This window comes from Photorhabdus temperata, from assembly GCF_025384845.1.
Taxonomy (GTDB): Bacteria; Pseudomonadota; Gammaproteobacteria; order Enterobacterales; family Enterobacteriaceae; genus Photorhabdus; species Photorhabdus temperata.
Genome location: NZ_JAJAFX010000041.1, coordinates 1 through 19283, shown reverse-complemented (window position 1 = coordinate 19283; position 19283 = coordinate 1). Strand labels below are relative to the sequence as shown.

General features: G+C 46.1%; 9 protein-coding genes and 1 pseudogene. All 10 read left to right on the top strand.

What is annotated here, in order from left to right; genetic code table 11:
* Positions 1 to 471: 471 nt before the first annotated feature.
* Positions 472 to 1728, top strand: coding sequence for a hypothetical protein (locus LGZ99_RS15970; RefSeq protein ID WP_036840596.1), 1257 nt, complete (start codon positions 472 to 474; stop codon positions 1726 to 1728).
* A 677-nt stretch (positions 1729 to 2405) separates the two neighbouring features.
* Positions 2406 to 6854 (top strand): C-type lectin-like domain-containing protein, encoded by a 4449-nt coding sequence (locus LGZ99_RS15965; protein ID WP_036840593.1) that lies wholly within the window; start codon positions 2406 to 2408, stop codon positions 6852 to 6854.
* Positions 6847 to 8106, top strand: a complete 1260-nt coding sequence (locus LGZ99_RS15960; protein ID WP_021326140.1) for a hypothetical protein — start codon at positions 6847 to 6849, stop codon at positions 8104 to 8106. Before LGZ99_RS15965 ends, LGZ99_RS15960 begins: the two co-directional genes overlap by 8 nt.
* A 15-nt stretch (positions 8107 to 8121) precedes the next feature.
* Positions 8122 to 8775, top strand: coding sequence for a hypothetical protein (locus tag LGZ99_RS15955; protein WP_036840591.1), 654 nt, complete (start codon positions 8122 to 8124; stop codon positions 8773 to 8775).
* A 4-nt stretch (positions 8776 to 8779) separates the two neighbouring features.
* A complete protein-coding gene (locus LGZ99_RS15950; protein WP_051769637.1) occupies positions 8780 to 11251 on the top strand; it encodes a pentapeptide repeat-containing protein in 2472 nt (823 codons plus the stop codon).
* Between the two features lie 495 nt (positions 11252 to 11746).
* Positions 11747 to 11902 carry a hypothetical protein gene (locus LGZ99_RS15945; protein ID WP_023045411.1) on the top strand — a complete coding sequence of 52 codons (156 nt, stop codon included), beginning with the start codon at positions 11747 to 11749 and terminating at the stop codon, positions 11900 to 11902.
* Positions 11903 to 11950: 48 nt separating this feature from the next.
* Positions 11951 to 13270, top strand: a complete 1320-nt coding sequence (locus LGZ99_RS15940; protein ID WP_036840588.1) for a hypothetical protein — start codon at positions 11951 to 11953, stop codon at positions 13268 to 13270.
* A gap of 117 nt (positions 13271 to 13387) precedes the next feature.
* Entirely contained in the window at positions 13388 to 18520 is a 5133-nt protein-coding gene (locus LGZ99_RS15935; RefSeq protein WP_160171164.1) for a type I polyketide synthase, read from the top strand.
* A 265-nt stretch (positions 18521 to 18785) separates the two neighbouring features.
* Positions 18786 to 18989, top strand: a complete 204-nt coding sequence (locus LGZ99_RS15930; RefSeq protein ID WP_021326184.1) for a hypothetical protein — start codon at positions 18786 to 18788, stop codon at positions 18987 to 18989.
* Positions 18973 to 19283: pseudogene (locus tag LGZ99_RS15925) on the top strand (two-partner secretion domain-containing protein); the annotation flags it as partial. The gene LGZ99_RS15930 and the pseudogene LGZ99_RS15925, both read left to right, overlap by 17 nt.

The window sequence follows — 19283 nt, the reverse complement described above, 5'->3', positions numbered from 1 at the left end:
AATGGCTGCACCGCGTTATGCTGATATTTAAATCATATTCATAATTTCATTATTCAATAATATCTATAGGTTTCTGTCTTGTCGTTATTTTTGAAAAAGACAATCATGTTGATTGTCTTTTATTTACATTTCCTAATAATACCTAATGAGATAAATATAAAATTGAAGTTTTTAATTAGCACATATTAAAAAGTAGTGATGTACCACAGAAATATTATCTTTAATTAATGTAAAAGTTGGGTAATTACATTAATATTTCAAATTATGTAATTTAAATGTTGCATCCAATCGCTTTCTGTAAAGTGAATAAATACTTACCTAATTAATTCTTATAGGAATTATTTTTCTGGCTATTAGCAATTTAGTGTCACAATCATAGTGATAGCAATGGATACTTTGGAACTTGACCAAATGGACAACTGATATATGAAGTTATCTTAAACGTATAAACTTAGACTCAGGAGAATTCCCGTGGATAAAAAAAGAACTGTTGCAGAAACTTTAGCAATATTACATCAGTATCATCATCCGGTTGGTATAGAGCGGCAACCAAAACAATTGAAGACCGCGGATTTTGACGGATCGGTCATATTTTCCGACGATCCGAAAATAGCCACTATTCCACCTGCGTTTTTTACTGTACAGACTATACAAGAACTGAAGAAGTTAGGCGGGGTGTCTGACAGCGATTATGGTCCTGGAAAAATGGAACCCCATCATCCATTACCTGAACCGTTTTCTGCTGAACGGCTGGCAAATGCCCCGGGTAATCATATTGATTTGTGCAAAGCTTTTCGTGCCTATATTTACGGTAATTCTGCTTTGGTCAAAGATTATGAAGACATTATTAATGCTAAACGTTTTCCGATGAAAGTGGCGTTATACAGTGGTGATAGTATTACTGTTGCTGCAAGTAATCCATTGATCGTTCAAAGTCAAGATGGCCACGGTGAGCCTGTTGTATTGGTTTATAAGCAGATAACTATTGAGCCTGGCGGACAAATTATTTATCGCACTAATGGTACTGTTCAAACGAATATAATAGCAAAGGTTAGCATTTCAGATTCAGATGACGAACCGTACAATATCATTAATCAGGGAGGTAATGGGAGTAATGGCGGTAATGGGAATAATGGATATGATGGGAGGAGTGGCAATAATGGTAACGCTGGGAAGGATAATAAAAACTCCTGTGCAACGGGAGCTACAGCAGGTACTAACGGCTCTAACGGTATAGATGGTGGTGTCGGAAGCAATGGTGGAAATGGTAGTAATGCATACGATATTAATCTTAACGTTAATCACATTACCGGCTCAGTGAACTTAGAAACGATAGGGGGTAATGGGGGTAATGGGGGTGATGGGGGTAATGGCGGAATAGGAGGAAATGGCGGTAATGGGGGGTACTCTACCAATTATTGTAGTGCTGGAAGGGGAGGAAACGGGGGGCGTGGAGGAAATGGCGGAGATGGGGGAAATGGCGGTAAAGGAGGAAATGGGGGTAATATCTATTTTAACTATACTAGTGGCACTCCAACCATTAGCGCTAAGTCCGTAGGCGGTTATGGTGGCGCTAGAGGTTATGCTGGTTCTAGAGGGATTGGCGGTTATGGTGGTAGTGGTTCTCCCAGTGGTAGCTCTGGTCCAAATAGTGTATCGGGTAAAGATGGAATTGTCGGAGCAACCGGTGCCGTGGGCTCTGTCTATATTAACGGCAAAAAGCAGTAATAACACGAGATACTTTTATAGAAGAGTTAGGGATATTGCTCGCCTGTGGTTGCAGGCGGGTAATGATCAATTAGAAAATATTGTAAACAGAGTGGTTTATGATTAGTAATAGAATGATATTCTGGTATGTCATTTAAAAATTTATTTATGAGATTAATTTATTTAAGAGTTGGGTTTTATTATTGAAATTAGGATTTTATAATTTTGTATAATTATTTTGCAATATTGATTTAACTCGTGTTTATAATTTAATTATTAAACAATTCCTGTATTTTTTATCTTATTATAATTATTGGCAAATATCATTATTTTTTATTGCTGTTCTTTTATTTTTATTTGCTAATAATAGAGTTATGAAATTAAAAATTCTAATTGGCTAACATTAAAAATTAGCTATGTGTCACACAAATATCTTCTTTAGTTAATGGAAAAAACTGGAAATCACATTAATATTATTAATTGTGGAATTTAAATGCCATATTCAATTACTTTCCGTAAAGTAGATAAATATTTTTTCTACTCAACTTTAGGTATTTTTGGTTAAAAATTAAGTTTGTAAGGCAATATGTTAATTCTCATGAGAATTATTTATTCAAAGTTTTCCGCCGAATTATTTATACGGTTATTGAGTATTTATTGTGATAACGAAAATAATCATTTAGAGAGATAAAATCCAAATGAAAACACATATTCTACATTTTGATTTAGCTCAAGGCCATTTGCGTAGCCAATCCAACCAGTTAAGCCTTTGGGTTGGTGAACATAATATACCGTTGCAAGAACATGATGAATCAAGTTTAGCCAAGTCAGCTGCCGGAAATTCAGCTCTGGATATGGTTTTACGTTACGGCTCGCACAATATTAGCCATTTTGCTGAGGTACCTGAGCACTATTTTTTACCTCATTACGTTACCCTGATTAAAGTGGTTGGTGATAAGTCCGGACCTTATCGTTCCTCATTGCCGGTTCTTTACCATATTTCTTACCATGTCCCTAATGCTCATTTACGTCGTTATGCTAAACGTAATATAGAAAAACTCGCAGTAAATAATGTGGGTATGGCTTTACCTGGCAAACTCAGTGCTTTTGGTGTTAATAGTCAACATTTGGCGCTAAATTCTATTCATTGCAGTGATCTGTTGGTTGCAGCTAATGAAGTAAAAACGCCGTGGGATGTTGCCTGCTCTATTGTGTTTTCCCATCCGGAATTGGCTAACAGCCAGGCCTATTCGGCATCAATTGTCATGAATGCACATATTGCCCCCCCGGAGGCAATAGACCCGTTGCAATATAACCGAGTTTATGAACTGGCTATATCGATATCAAGCCAAGGGCCAGCGACGGAAACCGGGGGGTTTGCCACTTATGGGCAATTGGTTGCTCCTGATGGCAGCGAAATGTTCTACGAGTTTGATTGGGTCGGTCAAGATGGACAGGTGATTTTTCCCGCCGGTGATCCGGTGATGCAATATAATTTATCGGATGAAACAGAGGGAGGATCAGGTTCACCTGCATCCAATGCGTTGAGAACTTCGCGTGATGATGGTCGCCTGCAAAATCATAATTGGAGTGTCAGCCAAAGTGCGTCTCTGGACGTTGCCGAATTCAAAGATCAGGCAGCAGCATTGGCTGTTAAGCGGGACACCAACCAAATTTGGACTGCCACCAACCGTACTCCTAATCACGGTATGGATGTGTATGCCGACAGCATCCGTTACGATAGCAGCCAAAGCCATTTTTCCATTGATTTTAAGAACAAATACTTACGTCAGCTAGGTGTCTATATTCAGTTCTTTAAAGACACGAAGATGGAACAGCCGATCGATAATCCAAAGGTTGACGGTGATTGGCCGTTTTATTTCCCTCAAGAGCTAGCTGCGTTATTCGAAACGCCATCACAAAAGGCCCTGGGTGTATTGGCTAATGTCAATACGATCATGGGGATCCCGATGCCCACGGATCCCACTAACTTTGGCTTGCCCTGGCCGGCTGAAGCCCAGGCAGCTAAATTCTTGTTTGGTGGCCTGGGAACCTCCCGTTGGGAGAACCCGATTGTTTGGCCGGGTGTGATTTTGACCGGTATGTTCCAATACGGTATTCCGGCTCTGATGATGTTAGCTGGGGCCATGGTAACTAACAGCCAGTGGTATAAAGATTTTATTTCTAATAAGGATAACGTTGCCATACTGGCCGGTATTGCTTTCCCATTGATTGGTGGTGGCGCCGCTGTCGGTTCAGCGTTATTCAATACTAAAAAGGTGCTAACCAGTTTAGCCAGTATTGCCATTGGTATTCTGGCTAAAAAAGGGATGGAAGCGTTAGCGACTTATGTTACAGCCCAGGTAGCAGCCAGTGCGGCTGCGCAGGCGGTTCCGGTGGTTGGTTGGGCGTTCCGGCTAGCTGCGATTGCGCTGGATGTGGCACAGATCGCTGTAACTACAGGTGAATTACTTTCCTCGCCCGCCACATTGGAAGTGGATATCAAGCGTCAGATGACACTTGCTTTTACTCTGCATCCTGATCCTGCTCATGGTGAAGCGGGCCGTCCGGAAACCGCAATCTGGCCACCGGTGGCAGTACAGTGCCAGGTGACGGTTGAATATACCAACGGCACCTACTATACCCAGACTATTCCATTACCCGCGACAGGTTCCAATACACCACTATCTTTTAATTTCAATTCGGTTGGCTGGGGTGGAACACTCAAAATCAAGGCTAATGTCTATTCAGCCACTGGTTGGTTAGCGGGGAGCTACACCAGTGATCTGCTGAATGCGCAGCCAGACGACCCTAATGAAGGCATCATGCGCGTCAGCGGTAATATAAAAGAGATGTTGGTGCCGCTGACTCAGGTGACTCAATACGAATATTGGGAACAGTTGTCTTACGATAGCGGTAAAAAAGAGTACCAGTGGATTGAAGGCAGCGTGCCGCTGGAAACCCAGTCTTCACTCAATTGCAGCAATGTGGGCAAGAACATCTGTAAACTGGTCAATATGACAATATTGGATTCGGATTATCAGGTTGGTTATTGCTATCAAGCTTCCGGTCAGGATATCCCACTAGAAGATCCATTAAGTCCACCAAATAGCGGCCAGATGTATGTGTTGCAAAACATTTCCACTCTGAGCAACGACACATTGAATGAACGTCTGAAATTATCTGCGGTGGGTTTCAAAGTACAACCGCTGATCAGTTATAACAGCTTCGGCGCTGGGCCGGACGAAAAAACCATCACGCCTTATAACTTTATTATTGATTCACGGTTTGGTGAATATCACTTACGTCGGGTGGACCTGCGTGATGGCAGCCATAATTTTGGTTTGACGGATAATCCGCTTTCGTGGGGGACTTTCACCATTCCACATCTTGATGCGATGGTGGTTCACCCGAGCGGCTATGTCATTGCTGTCAGTTGGCAATATAGCAAGATGCAGATCCTGGCGTTGGGTGATCAGGGCTATCCGGATGATCAGGCTCCAGCGGCACAGATTGTCTCTGGAGAAGGGATTCGGCAAGGGCTAACCCATGGGCCAATTGCCCTGACCGTAACGCCAGATGGCCGCATACTATTATTGGAGACAATCAATACCCGTATTCAGGCGTTTGATACTAAAGGGAACCCATTCCCGAGTTTTGCGGGTGCAACACTGTTTCAACTTGCTACCGCTGATTATCAGGCAACACTGGATGCTCAGGAGTTTTCCCCGGCATTACAGCAAGCATTTCGTGAGCAGGGGTTGACATTCCTGTTCAGTAACAGTGATCCGAACTTTATACGTTCGCTGAATGCTGGAGTACTGGACGAGCAGATTATTGCCGCCTTTGCGGAAGATGGGATCTACCTGAGTTATAACCAGACGGCGGACGGTAACATTGACCCAGTCGGCAGTACCGTTGTTAACGTAATACAGCAGGGGCAGAGCTGGTCGGTATATGATCCGCAAAAACCCGCGACTTACACGCTGACAGCCAAGGGACAAACGGTATCTGTATATAACGATTTGAGTAATGTGCGGGTTATCGCTATCGGTCAAGGTGTCAAATGGCAAATTGATGATCTTAGCGGTGCTCGCTCCTGGCTGTTAACCCTTAATGCAACGAATCCTGCTCAGATTACGGTAGCGGATTATCTGTCCTATATGCCACTGAATAAGCCAGCCGGGATTACGTATCTGGATGTTGCGGTTGAGGCGAAGGGATATATTTATGTCTTGTCATACCGTAACGAAGGGCGGGATCCAACGGATTATATCCTTGATATCTATAATCCTGACGGTACTTTCCTGGTAACTGTCCCTGATTCGACATTAGTGCCTGATCCAGCTAAACGCCAGCATATTGTTGCTGGACATCTGGCGATAGATTCATTCCGTACTCTGGTGGCGATGAATTACGGCAAATTCTTGGATGAAAATCAACGTACCCAACCACAGATCAGCCAGTGGACGCCAACTACACCAATATTCGATCTGGGTATCGATCAATTACCGATATTCCAGCAACACGATATGGATAAAATCCGCGCAGTTTTTGCTGACAACAAACACCCTCTTAGTAACAAGGCAACGATCGAAACTATCAATGAAAATGGTTATTTCATCATTACTGATGTTAGTACCCGTTACCCAGTTATTTGCACCGTGGATGGCGATAATCAGCAGATTATTTCTGTTTACAGTTTCTCGGAGACAACTATGCCATTAAAAAATTATAGCTCAGGATTTAAAGAGGTTTTGCAATTATTAGGTATCCCAGAGAGCGATGTAACGGAGAAAGTCGTTGTTGCATCTTCGTCGCAAGGCTCTTTACGGCCTGACGACCCACAGTCACTGGCTCCTTCTTATACGGCAGAAGTGTCGTCAGCATCAGAGCTGTTGACCCTTTCTGGTATCCCCCCTGTTGAAGCGCCGATATCCTTTCCGGCAACCGTTGATGTTTTTGCGATTGCTGAACTGGAGATTGCTGATGACGGGGTTCTGAACATTAGCAATCCGACTTCAAGACCGATAGTGGTGGTGGTTGACACTTTGGCGCTTAAGCAAGGTGGGCAACTGATATGTGACGCCTCTGTGATTCTAAACGTACAAACTTATACCAAAACTCAGGAGAATTCCCATGAATAAAATGAAAACGGTTAACGAAACTTTGGCTGAATTGCGTGAGCATTATCATTTGACCGGTACCGAGCGGCAGCCAAAGCAACTGAACACTTCGGACTTTGACGGGCCGGTGATATTTTCTAACGATCCGAAAATAGCCACTGTGCCACCCGCGTTTTTCATCGTACAAACCATACAAGAGATGAAGGAGCTTGGGGGAGTGCCTGATAGTGAGTATGGACCAGGCGGAATGGAACCACACCATCCGTTACCTGAACCCTATTCTGCTGAACGGTTGGCGAATGTCACCGGTAATCATGCTGATATATGTAAAGCTTTCCGCGCTTATATCTATGGTTATTCTCCTTTGGTCAAAGATTATGAAGATATTCTGAACGCTAAACGTTTCCCGATGAAAGTCGCGTTATACAGTGGTGAAGATATCGTTGTCACTGCCAGTAATCCATTGATTGTTGGAAGTAAAGAGAGTCACGGAGAACCTGTTAACTTAAATTTTAATAAGATAACGATTCAACCTGGCGGTAAAGTTATTTATCTCACCAATGGCACGGTTCAGGCGAACGAAGTGATCATAGTTAATACCTTAGGTACAGATAATGATGGCCCGAACATTGAAAATATTGGAGGGAACGGAGGCAATGGCGGTAACGGAAACAGTGGCTCCAATGGGAAAGACGGCAGTAATGGTAACCCCGGTAAAGATAATAAAAACTCCTGTGCAACGCAGGCTACGTCAGGTACTGCGGGTGGCGGTGGTACTGATGGCGCCAGAGGAAGTGACGGCGAGAAAGGAGGGGATGCAGAGGATGTCAATTTTAAAACCGGTACCATCACAGGCTTTGTGAATATGCTGACACAAGGCGGTAATGGTGGTAATGGCGGTAATGGTGGTAACGGTGGTAATGGCGGGAAAGGAGGGAATGGCGGTGGCTCTACCAGCGAATGTAGTGCTGGAAACGGCGGTAATGGCGGTAGTGGTGGCAATGGTGGCGCCAGCGGTAATGGTGGTAACGCGGGTAACGGCGGTAACATCTATTTTACTTACGACGAAGGGGGGAGCGCATCCTTTAAGGCCAGGGCAATTGCCGGCAATGGTGGTAATGGTGGCAATGGTGGTTCTGGTGGTGTCGGCGGCGGCGGCGGTAGTGGTTATTCCAGTGGTAGCTCAGGTAAAAATGGTACATCGGGGAGCACAGGAACTGCCGGAAAAGCAGGTACCGTAGGCTCAGTTTATGTCAACGGCAAAAAACAATAACGGCAAGGAGGAGTCATGGTCGCAAATATTCAAATTTTGGGTACTAATGGCGTGAATGGTGCCGATGGAGCCAATGGCGCTGATGGTCAACGGGGGGTTGATGGTCAGAATGGCTCTCGACGCAAGCCACCCACTGCCGGTGGCCCTGGTGGTGATGGTCAACCCGGTCAGAATGGCCTGGATGGTCAATCAGGTTCTAGCTGGTGGTTTGCCCTGCGTTGTAATCGTTTTGACGTACAGAGCGTGGTGCGTATTAGCAATAGTGGCGGTAATGGCGGTAATGGTGGTACAGCGGGTTATGGCGGCAATGGTGGTGATGGCGGTAATGGTGGCCGTGGTAGTTCATTATCGTCAGGGAAGCCGGGTGGTATCGGCGGTAACGGTGGCAATGGTGGAAATGGAGGCAATGGCGGGGCTGGCAGCGATGGCGGTAATGTTTGGGTCAGATACATCCAGACTAGCTTACCGAAACCAATATCTGCCACCTCTGATGGCGGGGATGGCGGCGTCGGACAGCCAGGTGGCGCTGGGGGGATTGCTGGGCGCGGGGGTGTAAATGGTGATGGTTCACATGCACCCGATGGGGGATATGGCATTGGCGGTATTAGCGCCAGTGGTGGTCAGGCCGGGAGAGCCGGAAAGGTTTCTGTAGTTCAATCAAGAGGATAATGACATGAGTGAATCCAGATCTTTTGCCGGTAAATGGCAATTTGCAGCAACTTCCGGCCAACTGATTACTGTTCAGACGGATGGTACGCTCAGCCTTTCAGCCAAGCAATCAGGGGCGATAAATCAAATGATTAATGCTTATGGCATTAGTAGCTTTTGGTTACAGGCGGGCAATGGTCAATACTTGGCCGCGAGCGGTAATACTCCTCAAGCTAATCAATCGCGCAATGGCGCGGTTGCCGAGATCCGGTTGGAAAAGATGGGATCTGGATTTCGCTTGTGTCGTATCAGTAGCAGTGGTAACAGCTATTTGGTAGCGCAACAATCTGGGTTGGTCTGGCAAGCGGTCAGTGACAATCCGCCCCAGACAGCCCAATTTACTCGTACTATAGTGACAAAAGACTTGGAATTTCTAAAAGATTGGGGAGCGATGGGCTCAGATCTGCGCTTGGCTTATCTCGCCGAAGAAAATTTGAATAATATGGTGATGATGGCCGTCGATTTGTCCAATGCTGACCTGCGTGGTTCGACATTGCTTGACGCTGATTTAACTAATGTCAAAGCTGATGGTTGCAATTTTAGTGGTTGTGATTTAAGCAAGACTGATCTAACGAATATTCATGGTAAAAATACGCTTTTTGAAAAGTGTATCGTGGGTGGTAATACCAATATGCCTGACGCTGAACTACCAAATGCCATTTTTCGTGGCTGTGAGAACAGCGGTGGTCAGCCTATATTTAATCGTCTAAAAGCGCCCGGTGCGGATTTCTCTGGAGCGTTGTTATCTTCAGTGATAATGGAAAATGCCGATTTATCTCAAGCGAATCTGGTTAATGTTGATCTAAGCGACGCCAGTCTGGCTTCCTGCAACTTTACCAAGGCAATCATGACATTGGTGAATTTGCAAAATACCACCTTACAAGCGACTAATTTTAGTCAGGCCACATTAGCCGGTACTGATTTTACCGGGGCGAATATCAATAATGTTAATTTTAGTGGCGCTAATCTGACCAATGCCCGTCTATCGTTAACCACCGGTTATAACCGACTAAACCTCAGTGACAGCACCTTATTGGCTACGGTACTGACAGGGATGAATTTGGTTGATGCCACTATTACCGCTAAAACCGATTTTACTCAGGCACAGATGGATGGAGTCAATCTGAGCAGGCAGAAGCTGGATCAGGTTATATTCCTGATGGCGTCTATGAAGAAAGCGAATCTGGATTCTACGTCACTGAATGGCGCCGTTCTGGTCGGCGCTAATCTGGCCGGTGCCACTATCTTGGGTAATGTCTCCTTGGTAGGGGCGAATTTGTCCAATGCTAGCCTGGAGAATGTTAATCTGACCGGCGCTCAGTTTGGTGCCTTATCCACAGTGGCATGTTTGGATGACGCCGATGCTCAGTCACTGGATAATCAGCAACTGCCCGAACAATTACGCAATCTGTTGTATCAGGGTAACGTGCTGATTAACGGCCAAGCAGAGGTGCTGGTTCGTCAGCCAGGTCAGGACTGGTTGGTCGAACATGATGGTAAACCGTTATTTATCCACCGTCAGAATGGGCAATTGGATGTTATTCAAGACAATGGCGGCGATGCGGCGATTCTTGCCAACACGTTTATGCCTAATGCTATCCTGACTGGCGCTAATCTCTATGCGGTTGATATGTCGGGCGCTCATTGGTACGGCAGTAATGCCAAAGCCGACAACGCCAATCTGGAACAGGTCAACTTGTCGAATGCGAACTTAGCTACCATGAATTTCACTCAGGCGCGGTTATATGGGGCGAATTTATCCTATGCCAATCTGGTGGGAACTAACTTTAGCAAGGCAATGTTGGAACCAACCCAAGGTCTTAAACCGGCATCTCTGGCCTTTGCTTCAATTCAAGGCACTATCTTTACTGAAGCCAAATTGACCGGAGCTAACCTGACTAATGGCGCGGTGACTTTATCATTTGAGGAAGCAGGCAAGAAGTTGACAGGTGTTCCCTTATTCAGTGCCGCTCTTACGCTAGCGAGCTCATTAGATAGCGGCGTGATCTCAAAGGAATTGCGTCAGGTATTTACCGATAATGGCTATAGTCTGCTGTCTGGCGCCAAAATCATTGATAAACAAAATGATCAGTATTGGGTCATATCCAATCAGCCGCCGGATACCGATTTGAGTTATCGGGGGTACTGTAAATTTACTGTGATTCGGATAAGTGAAATCGGTAATAACCATCTGCAAATCTGCGGTGGATCGCCATTACGTGTTATCCGTACTGCGGCTGATAATACATTACAGCCGATCAATATCGCTTTTGGGGTAACGATCGATATCACTCAGGCCATGAATGATGCCACCACTTGTCCAAGTGGTTTGCGTTATCAGTTACTGAATAGTGGTATCAGCTATCAGTCATTGATGACACCAGGATTGCCACCTCATCCGCCGAAATGCATTCCCAGCCCGACCGAATGGTGTTAATGAGTAAGCACAATAATCTGGTAAACGGCTAACTGGAGTAAAGAATATCACTATGGATATCATACTCCAGTGCCACCTGAACGCGGGTCAACTTAGGCTTATCGTTATCGCAATCTGCCAGGGCGAATGGTGGCGCGAGAGGGGGGAATTAACCGCATTAATTTAAATTACATTCATAATTTCATTATTCAATAATATCTATAGGTTTCTGTCTTGTCGTTATTTTTGAAGAATAAAATCATACTTACTATTTTTATTTGTATTTCCTAATAGTACCTAATGAGATAAATATAAAATTGAAGCTTCTAATTATCACATATTAAAAGGTAGTGATGTATCACAGAGATATTCTCTTTAATTAATGAAAAAAGTGGTAAGTTATATTAATGTTTAAAATTATGTAATTTAATTGTTGCATCTAATTGCTTTCTGTAAAGTGAATAAATACTTACCTAATTAATTCTCATAGGAATTATTTTTCTGGTATACCTGCTGTTGAAGTATCAGAATTCTTTGCCAGAAAAAATCGATGCTTCCGCTATGGCTAATCTGGTTATTAGCCAAGGGCAAGATTCTGGCTATGAGTTATTTAGTGTCACAATCGCAGTGATAACAGTAGATACTTTGGAACTTGACCAAATGGACAACTGATATATGAAGTTATCTTAAACGTATAAACTTAGACTCAGGAGAATTCCGGTGGATAAAATAAGAACTGTTGCAGAAACTTTAGCAATATTACATCAGAATCATCATTTGGTTGGTATAGAACGGCAGCCAAAGCAACTGAAGACCTCGGATTTTGACGGCAAGGTCATCTTTTCTAACGATCCGAAGACAGCGACTGTGCCCCCTGCATTTTTTACAGTACAAACCATACAAGAGCTGAAAGCGCTCGGCGGTGTGCCTGACAGTGAATATGGCCCTGGCAAAATGGAGCCCCACCATCCGTTGCCGGAACCGTTTTCTGCTGAACGGCTGGCAAATGTTACGGGTAATCATATTGATTTGTGCAAAGCCTTTCGGGCCTATATTTATGGTAATTCTGCTTTGGTCAAAGATTATGAAGACATTCTTAATGCTAAACGTTTCCCGATGAAGATGGCGCTGTACAGTGGCGAAAGTATTACTGTGACCGCAGATAATCCAGTGATTGTTGAAGATAAAGAGGGTTATGGCGAGCCGGTTGCCTTGGTGTATGACCAGATAATCTTTGAACCGGGAGGTCAAATTATTTACCACACTAGTGGCAGCATCAATGCGAACAATGTTATAGGGAATGAAAGCGCTGAAAAAGAGAACATTGTCAGTAGAGGTCATGATGGCGCCGATGGTTTAGAGGGTGCGCCAGGAAATGATGGGGCTGATGGCAGCAATGGGAGTGAGGGGATGGGACATAAAAACGGCTGTTACTTTGACGGCACTCCAGGTACTGATGGAACCAGCGGTACTGTCGGAGGACTCGGGGGGAATGGCGCACCAGGTGGAAATGTAAATGACATGACTGTGAATGCTCAATCTCTTACTGGGTTAATACGGGCGCTATCGAAAGGGGGTAACGGTGGTAATGGTGGACATGGCGGTATGGGGGGCCGTGGGGGGCATGGCGGTAATGGGGGGGCAGTGAGAACATCCGGGGATTACCAGTGGTGTGTTCCTGGGTGTGGAGGAAATGGGGGGCCAGGAGGAAATGGAGGGAAGGGGGGTAATGGGGGGAAAGGTGGGGACAGTGGTAACGTCTATATTAATTTCTCTGACGGTAATCCAATACTTGATGTTGCGTCATTTGGCGGGCTTGGCGGGGAAGGTGGGAAAAGCGGGTTTGGCCGAAATGGCGGGTCTCCTGGAGATCCTCATAGAGGAAACTCTTCCGGAGCCTGTGCAAATAAACAAGGGCCCAACGGTAGGGGGGGTGTACAAGGAGATACGGGTATGGATGGTTCGAAAGGAGAATTTGGCGATGACGGTGACTGCGGCAAGATATATATCAACGGTCATGAACGGAAACCTAATGCCTAGTGGTGCAGCAATCAGACTGGTCTGAACGATTATCAATGAGGGCGATGGGTTCAGATCTTCGCACAATAATCTGGTAAACAATCCAGCGGAGTAAAAAATATCACTATGGATATCAATATGATGAAAAGTAACAATATGCCGATTGCCATTATCGGCATGGGTTGCCGTTTTCCGGGGGGAGTCAGCTCCCCAGAGGAATTTTGGCATCTGTTGTGTGGTTCAAGTGATGCTATTACCCCCGTGCCGCCTGAACGTTGGTCAACACAGGCTTATAGTTCCCGGGATCGTAATCTGCCGGGACGAATGGTGGCGCGCGAGGGAGGATTTATCGCTGATGTGGCCGGCTTTGATGCGGCAGTGTTTGATATCAGTAATACAGAAGCGCCTTTTATCGATCCACAACATCGTTTGATGTTGCAGGTGACATGGGAAACACTGGAGCGTGCAAGGATACCGCCAAAATCGTTGGCAGGTCAGGCGGTTGGTGTGTATATCGGTGCTTTCACTCATGATTATATGCACTTGCAATTTACCGATTTACGCCAGGCAACGGGTTATACTTCAACGGGTGCAATGGGAACCATGCTGTCAAACCGTATCTCCCATGCATTTGATTTTCAGGGGCCGTCCTTGACCATCGACAGCGCTTGTTCATCGTCCTTGTTGGCAGTACATCTGGCTTGCGACAGTTTGCGCCGTGGAGAATCACAACTGGCGTTGGCGGGTGGGAGCCAGTTGATGCTGATGCCTGATTTTTCGGTAGTAGAAAGCCGTACCGGATTTTTATCGCTTACCAATCGTTGCCACAGTTTTTCAGCTAACGCTGATGGTTATGTGCGTAGTGAAGGGATTGGCGCTGTTTTGTTGAAACCCTTGAGCGCGGCTTTGCAGGATGGTGATCCTATATTAGCCGTGATCCACGGTTCAGCTGCAAATCAGGATGGCCGGACTTCTACCATCACTCAACCGAGCAGTACCGCGCAGCAACAGGTGATCCGTGCAGCTTGTATTCAGGCGGGGATTGCTCCAGAAGAGATTGATTATATTGAGGCTCATGGTACTGGGACGGCGGTAGGTGATCCGATAGAAGCAGAGGCTCTGGGGCGGGTATGCCGCCCAGAACCGACAGATCGCCCATTGCTGATCGGCGCCTGTAAATCCGTGATTGGTCATACGGAAGCCGCTGCGGGTATTGCTGGATTGATTAAAGCGGTATTGTGTTTACAGCGGGGACAAGTGCCGGGCAATCTACATACAGATCCGCCTAATCCCTATATCCATTTTGCCGAATTAGGCTTGCAAATCCCCCGGCAGTTAACGTCGTTGCCTGAAGGCAGGGTTATTGCAGGGGTCAATTCCTTTGGTTTTGGCGGGACGAATGTCCATGTGGTATTGAGCAATAATACAGCGCCTTCCAGACAATTTCAGGCGAGGGAAGAGCAGGCTTTCATGTTGCCGTTGTCTGCACAATCTGAATTTTCCCTGAAACAGCAGGCGCAAAATATTGCCGATTTGCTGCAACAAAAGCCAGATATTGCCCTTGATGATCTGTGCTATAGCTTGGCGACGACTCGTCACTGTTTTCCGTTGCGTAAAGGGGTTGCATTCAGTAATCGAAAACAATTGCAACAACAGTTAACTAATCTGAATGTACCGTCGCAGCGTAACGGTAAAAAAGTAGATCGTTTGGCTTGGATATTTGCTGGCATTGGCAGTGAAGTTTGGAAAGATTCTGTAGCTTGGTTCCAGCAATTTCCTGAGTTTACTGAGCAGTTCAAGCGTTGCGAAGCAATTTGGACGGGGTTTGCTGCACCTTCCTTATATGCTGCATTGATCTCTGCCGATGAGTTGATAGAGCCGCCAATGCAGTTTGCAGTTCAGGTATCAATGGCTGCGCAGTTGCAGAAGTGGGGGTTCAGACCAGCGGCATTACTGGGTCATAGTTCTGGTGAAATGGCGGCCTGTTATCTGGCGGGAATTTATGATTTGACGCAGGCGCTGACACTTTTACACCAGCGTTATCATTATCTGCAACGTGTGCTGAATAAAGGTGGGGGATTATTGATCGTAGCCGCTACGGTGGAGCAGATACTCCCTCATTTGTCTGCCCCGGATACTAAACCGACTGTGATGATAGCTGGACGCAATAGCCCCGATCGTTGCTTGTTGTCTGGGCCTGTAAGCGAATTAGCCGCCATTTCTGAACGCTTAAAGCATCAGAGGATCGCCAGTAGTCGGCTCAATTATAGAATTGCTTCTCATTCCCCCTATTTGGAGTCAATCAGGGCAGGGTTGGCTGCGGATGCGGCAACGGTTCCTGCGGCAAAACCCTTGTTGCCGGTGTTTTCATCCGTCACCGGTGAGTTAATTAATGATAAGTTGATTCCTGAGCATTGGGCTGACAATGTGGTCAGTCCATTCCGTTTTGACGATGCGGTAGAAAATATGCTCAAAGCGGGTTTCCACCATTTTCTTGAGATTTCACCTCAATCCCTGCTGAGTGGTGGGTTGCAGGATTGGAGTAAACCTTATCGCGGACAAGTGTTTGCCTGTCGCTCGGGGCAGAACTGGCCACAGTTATTGGGCCAATTATTTGAAGCCGGTGTTGAACCTGACTGGCGGGCTCTTATGCCGACAGCTCGTGCAATCGATCTGCCAACCTACCCTTGGCATCAGCAATCTTATTGGCATGAGCCAGAGATCAGCCGTCGCCGTCGGCTGCGTATATTGAGTGGTGTGCTATTAGGCGAAGCCCTGCCGGGTAACAAGAGTTGGCTGGCTGAACTGGCTGTGGAACAAGTGCCTTGGTTACTCGATCATGTCGTCATGGGGAATGCGATGTTTCCGGCCGCCGGTTATATCGAAGTTATGCTGGCGGCGGCCCGTATCTGTTTTCCTGGCGTTGGATTGGCTCTTGATAATGTTGGATTGCAGTCGGCTTTACTGCTGGAATCAGGCATGGAATTCAGGCTAAAAACCCAGTTGGATCGTCAACGGATGGAAGTACAGGTCTATATTACCCGTCATCTGGACGAGGGTGCACAGTACCAACTTGCCGCCAGTGCACAGGTGAATATCGTTGTTCCGGGCGCTACGGCTTGCACTATTCCTCCGTTGGCTGCAAATAAGCGCTATCCTGGCATGCGGAACCAAGAAATGTTGTATCAGGCATTCCAACATCTGCATTTCAGCTATAGTGGCGTGTTTCGTACTCTGTGCCATGCGTTTATCGGTGAAGGAGAAACAATCTGTGAGATTGAATTGCCGCCTGCACCAGAGGGAATGGGTTTTCACCCTGCGGCCTTGGATGGTATCTTCCAATCATTGTTAGTGATTCAGTCTGCTGATATTCACGCCCCAATCCCTGCCGGCGATTTTCGTATTCCGGTGAGCATTCAGCATTTGCGTATCAATGGTAAATTATCGGGCCGGGTTCGAGTGCATGCCCGAAATACTCAGCAGACACAACAACAGTTGTTTGGTGATATCGATGTTTATACTGACAGTGGCATATTGCTTTGCCAGATCAGCGGGTTTTGCGTTCAGCTTGTCGGTAATAGAAAAAACAGTTTGTCCTCCAGGCTTAACAATCTGGTGGTAGGCCAACCACAGTGGCGTAAATTGTTATCTCAGCCATCAACAGAGTCTGTGACGCAATGGGCTATCTTGGGGGGTGAAAATGCTCTGGCAGGAGAATTGGCTGATGAGTTGCAACGCCGTGGTGGGTATGCTTCGTTGCATTCTGGTTTGCCTGATAGTTATCAGAAAGTTCAGGAGCTAGTTGGCGCTCTTCCCACAGAGACTGAAAGAATATTGATCCTCTGGCCATTGCAGGCTCCGCGGATGGCTTATCATTCTTTAATCCATTTGTGCACAGCGCTGGCTGAGCGATCTGTGAAGCCGCGTTTGTGGATAGCGACTCAATGTGCTCATCAAGTCACTGAGCAGGATCTGCCTGATCCGTTTGCCGCAGCATTATGGGGAATGATGCGGGTTATTGGTCAACAGGAAGTGACTGCATTGTGGGGTGGATTATTGGATATTGACAATACCACTGCTCCAGCCGAATGGTGGGATGCGCTATTGGCGGATGATGGCGAGGATCAATTGGCTCTGCGCCATCATCAACGTTATGTATTGCGTCTTGTGCCATTGCCTGAAATACCAGCGCTACCGCCAGTGCGTTTTCGTCCGGATGGCTGCTATTTACTGACTGGTGCTTTTGGTGATATGGGGCGTCAGTTGATTCCCTGGATGGTACAGCATGGTGCTCGTCACCTGCTATTGGTTGGGCGTCGTCATACTCTTAATACAGAGGATCAGGCGTTACTGGAAATGCTGCACCAACAGGGGGTTGAGGCTGATTATTTGCCGATTGATCTCGGTGATGAGGAAATGACCGTCGCTCATCTGACACGATATCGACAACAGGCCAGCCAGCCGATGCGTGGAGTGATTCATTGTGCCGCCCATGTTGAAGATCAGGGGTATCGTGAATTGAGCCCCCAAGCGTTTGATAGAGTATTTGCTGCCAAAGCATTAGCCGCCTGGACATTGCATCAAGCGTTGGCCGATACACCTTTAGAACATTTCGTTATGTTTTCCTCATTGGGTGCATTATTGGCTTTGCCTGGCATGGCATCTTATGCAGCGGCTAATGCCATGTTGGATAGTCTGGCCTATTTGCGGCGTCAGCAAGGTTTACCTGCGTTAAGCCTTAATTGGGGACCATGGGCGGCGGGGATCGCTTTGCGGGATAGTCGAACGCTACCAATACTGGAAAACAGTGGCTTACAGCCATTCGGTTCAGAGGAGGGATTAGCCATTTTAGATCGCTTGTTTGCCCGTATTGAGCCGCAACTGGTGCCGTTCCTGGCGGATTGGTCAAGTTTACTCGCTAGTCAAATGCGTCATTTGGCGCTATTGCGGGATATCCGGCAGGAAAGTGTGGTTCAGTCTTTACCCGCAGATGCAGCACTTGCGGTGAATAATCTGGATGATGTTGTCAGCCTGTTACAGACTTTTTGCAGTGAGATTGCCGGGACACAAGCAGAGGTTTTCCATCCTGATCTACCCTTGACCGACAACGGTATTGATTCATTGAATGGCTTGATGTTGGTACAAAAAATCAACAAACAACTACGCTTGGATATCCCGCTGGAGTTGCTGTTAAGCGATAAACCGCTGTCGGAACTTGCATCGTTGATTACGTATCGACTGCAAATTAAATTAATTGCGAAGCAGGAATGATCTTAGAATTGTTTAACCAAAACATTTTCTGAAAGCCCGATAGGGCTTTCAGATTGTTGACGTTCAGCGTTTCGACTATCACGGCTAAAAGAATATAACATCTCCAGCCTTATCGCCTTTTTTTAGCATTTAATATATCTCATTCCCCATTGTCAGGATTAAAGAACCCGATCTTGATCACATTTCATACTACCCATTCAGACAGATAAATAATTCCACATTAGAATAGTTTAATGATGACACTATAAAATTATCAATATTCTCTATGGAAAGATTATCGTTTTATCACCGGAGCCTGGCAGCACTTACCCTGCCGGCAATTTCCGCACTGGCACCAGCTTCAATCCCTGTCAGCCCGGCGGATCAGGAAACGATCACTCAACAACAATGGACAGCGCTGCGTCACAATTTGGTCAGCATCACTGACTTTGTCACACTTAATTTAAGAAAAGGAAAAGTTAGAAGTTAAACAAGGCCAAATCACCATCGGCGGCAAAGGGCTGGATGGCAAGGCAACGGATTATGTCGATATCATCAGCCGGGCGACGGAATTAAATGGAAAAATTCAGGCCAACACCCTGTCACTGACGCAAGGGACCAACCGCATCAACCTAAAAGACGGCACGGTTAATTCTCTCACCGGAGAAGGCGCTAAACCGCAATTAGCCATTGATACCAAAGCGTTGGGCGGCATGTATGCCAATAAAATCCGGCTGGTCGCCACTGAGGATGGCGTTGGGGTTAATTTGAAAGAGTTAACCAG